The organism is Ameyamaea chiangmaiensis, assembly GCF_013376175.1.
GTDB classification, from domain to species: Bacteria; Pseudomonadota; Alphaproteobacteria; order Acetobacterales; family Acetobacteraceae; genus Ameyamaea; species Ameyamaea chiangmaiensis.
In genome coordinates, this window is record NZ_JABXXR010000208.1 from 1 (window position 1) to 3,577 (window position 3,577).

A 3,577-nucleotide genomic window follows, 5' to 3' on the forward strand; every position below is an offset into this window, starting at 1 on the left:
GGGCCGGCCCGGCTGCTGCGGGCACGGCTGGCGCGGCGCCCCCGCCTGACCGGCCGCCGTTCTGCATCGCGAAGTTCATGTCGTCGAGACGTTTGCCCAGCGTGGCGTTCTGCTGCTGCACCTGATTGTTCAGTTCATCGAGCTGGCCGCGCATGTCGCGGACCTGCTGTTCCAGGGTGGAGACCCGGTCGAGCAACTGCGCCGTCAGGTCGCCGTTCATCGGCGCCGGGGCGGACGAGGAGGACGGAGGCGCCATCGACGGTGCGGGCGTGGACTGCATCTGGTTCATCTGCTGGCGCAGCTCGGCCAACTGGTTCTGAAGCTCGATCGCCTCGCGGCTGGTCATCTGGGCGAAGGCGGCGGTGCTGCCGCCCAGAAGCATGGCCGCGGTCAGGATCGGCAGGCACAGACGCGCGGGACGGTGGGCATGAAAAAGACGCGAGGCGACAGACGACATGGTTCACATCCCAGAGACAAGCGGCCAGATCGGGCAAAGCCCCTGTCCGTTAAGGCGACGATCTGAAAAGCGCCGGTCCGGGTGTGCCGGGCATGCGGACCCCGGGCGCTGCGGCCCGGCGGATCGCGCAGGGCCGATGGCGGAGAACACGTGCCTACCATGGCCCTTTCATGGCCGGGCACGGCCGGACACGACGTTTTGTCAGACAGGCTGTAAAACAAAACCGGCCGGGTGATAAGTCACCCGGCCGGTCAGACCATGCCCGGGGCATGGTGGTGCAGACGGGCGGCAGACCGCCCGCGCAAGGATCAGGCCCGTATTAGCGGACGGCCGTGATCGCGTTGCGGTTCTGCGCCCAGGACTGCTCGTCGTCGCCGGTGGCGGTCGGACGGTCCTTGCCGTAGGAGATGGTCGTGATGCGCGAGGCCGCGACACCCTTGGCGACCAGATAGTCGCGCGCGGCGTTGGCGCGACGCTCGCCCAGAGCGATATTGTATTCCTCGGTGCCGCGATCGTCGCAGTTGCCGGCGAGTTCGATGCTGACCTGGGGATACTTCGCAAGCCAGGCGGCCTGACGGTCCAGAGTCGCCTGCGCGTCGCTGGACAGCGTGTTCTTGTTCAGATCGAAGAAGACGCGATCGCCAACATTGGCGACGAGGTCGGCTTCGCTGCCGGGGGCCGGGCCGGTTTCCTGCGCCGTGGCGCCCGCGCCATTGGCGGCGCCGGTGTTGGACTTGTCCGAGCATGCTGCGAGAAGCACGGCAAGGCCGATTGCACCGAGAAGCTTCAATCTCATTGGTTTTGATCCTGGGATCGGTTCCGCATAGGGAACATGAAGATAAAACAAGGGTTAAGCCGGATGGTAGCCTGGTCTCGGCTCTCGTTCGGTTCTCCGATCCGCGGGGCGGAGAGAACTTTGGCGAACGCTGGCGACCAGCGCTCGGTTAGCCATACACGCCAACGGTGGTCAAGCGATTCAGCGCCTTAAACACAAATTTCATTGCGCTAGCCCAAAAAGTGATTTTTTTGCACCAGTTAGCTCGCGTTTCGTGGTGGTCTGACCAGCGTTTACGGAACGCCGGACAGACCCGCGCCGAACGTCGGTCTCAGCCGTTGAGCGGCGACCACGCCGGATCGGAAGCACCGGTCGAGGTCGGCACCACATGTTCATGAAAGCCGGTCACGTCGACCGTTGCGACGCTGGACGCAAAGCCCGCGCCGCCCGCCCCGGCACGGGTCTGACGGCAAAAGGCGATGACGCGCCCGTTGGGGCAGAAGGTCGGGCTCTCGACCGTGAAGCCCTCGGTCATGATACGCTCGCCGCTGCCGTCCGGGGACATCACGCCCAGCGAGAATCCACCATTGGCGATGCGCGTGAACGCGATCAGATCGCCGCGTGGTGACCAGACGGGCGAGCCATACTGGCCGTTGCCGTAGGAAATGCGTCGTGCGCCACCGCCACCCGCGCTCATGACATACAACTGCGGGCTGCCGCCCCGGTCGGAGTTGAACACGATCTGCGACCCGTCGGGGCTGAAGCTGGGGCTGGTGTCGATCGCGCCCGAATTGGTGATCTGGCGTTTCGCACGGCTGGCCAGATCGACGATGTAGATATCGGACCCGGCTCCGCGCGTGGCCGAAAGCACCACCGAGCGGCCATCGGGCGAGAACCGCGGCGCGAACGAGATTCCGGAGAACTCACCCAGCATCTGCTGCCGGCCGGAGCCCAGATCGAACAGATAGACCCGGGGCCGGTTGTCGGCATAGGACATGAAGGCGATCTGGTCGCGCACCGGGTTGAAGCGCGGGGTCAGCGTCAGCCATTCTCCGCCGGTCAGGATGCGCGTGTTGGCGCCGTCCTGGTCCATCACCGCCAGACGCGTGGTCTGACGCGCGCGCGAACCCGTCCGGGCGATATAGGCGATGCGCGTGTCGAAATAGCCTTTCTCGCCCAGCATCCGCTCGTAGATCACGTCGGCGATGATATGCGCGATCCGGCGCCAGTTCGCGCCGTTGGTGGTGTAGGCCGTGCCCTGAAGCTGGGTGCCGGACAGCACGTTCCACAGACGCATCTCGACGCGCACGTTGCCCTCGCCGGCCGTCGTACCGCTGACCAGCGCGCGCGCGCCCATCGCCTTGTAGGTGGAGAAATCGGGCGTCGCGGCTGCAGGGCTGGCGGGCAGCACGCGGAACAGCCCGCAATTGTTCAGGTCGTCGGTGATCACGCGTGTGATCTGTTCGCCCAGCCCAGGACCGAAGGAGGGGATGGCGATCGGAATCGGCTCGCTGCGTGCCTGATCGACCGTGATTTCCGCGGCACCCGGGGCACCGGCCTGCTGGGCGAAGGCATGGCCGGGCGCGAACAGCGGGGCCGCCAGCAAGGCGCCGCCCGTCCCCAGCAGGCTGCGTCGTCCCAGCAGGCCCGCGAGAGCCGAGGCGTCATGATCGGAAATCAGGGGAAAGTCGCTGCGAGCCATACTCATGTTCTCCAGTGCCCGGACTTAGGGGCGGAAGACGAATTTCAGTTGCCGGGTCTGCCCCAGCAGGTTCTGCGGAATCGGAAGCTTCGAGCAGGTCGGGCTGAGCACCGCGTCCCGTGCGCGTTCCGCCAAAGCGCGGTAAGAGGGGTCGGCGTTCATTTTCGCCGCCGTTTCCGGTGCGAATTCGACAAGTCGCGCCTCGCCGGTGGCGTCGATGGTCACGATCAGATGCGCGGAGAATTGGGCATAATTACGCGCAGCCGTGTCCTCGGCATAGCAGCGCCGCACCGAGCCACCGACCGCGCGCTGGTCGGCTGCACTCAGCGCGCGCGTGATATCGCCATCGGGCGAGCCGCCGCCGTTGGGGGCGCCGCCCTGATCGGGGTTGGCGCGTGCCTTGGGGGCATGCGTCTGCTTCTGGTCGGCACGGAACGCATCCAGCGTCGCCAGCAGCGAATGGCTGTCGGGTGTCGATTTCGCTGCCTTCTCAGGCTGCGTGATGTGCGACGGAAGCTGCGTGTCCGGCAGGGCTTTGGTTTCCGTCTGCGGGGCAGGCGGGCTCACGGCCTTGCTCGGCGCGGGCGGCGCGGGCTTGGGCGGCGGGGCTTTCACCGGCTCGGCCGACTCATCGGTCACCTTG

The 3,577-nt window shown here is 66.4% G+C and carries 2 protein-coding genes and 2 pseudogenes; all 4 read right to left on the reverse strand.

Annotated features, from left to right (window positions below):
• Positions 1-457 (reverse strand): annotated as a pseudogene (locus HUK82_RS17515) (hypothetical protein); the annotation flags it as partial.
• Positions 458-776: 319 nt separating this feature from the next.
• On the reverse strand, positions 777-1,253 hold the full coding sequence (pal, locus tag HUK82_RS15195; RefSeq protein ID WP_176614749.1) for a peptidoglycan-associated lipoprotein Pal: 477 nt from the start codon (positions 1,251-1,253) through the stop codon (positions 777-779).
• Between the two features lie 310 nt (positions 1,254-1,563).
• Positions 1,564-2,934, reverse strand: a complete 1,371-nt coding sequence (gene tolB / locus HUK82_RS15200; protein WP_176614750.1) for a Tol-Pal system beta propeller repeat protein TolB — start codon at positions 2,932-2,934, stop codon at positions 1,564-1,566.
• A 24-nt stretch (positions 2,935-2,958) separates the two neighbouring features.
• Positions 2,959-3,577 (reverse strand): annotated as a pseudogene (locus HUK82_RS15205) (energy transducer TonB); the annotation flags it as partial.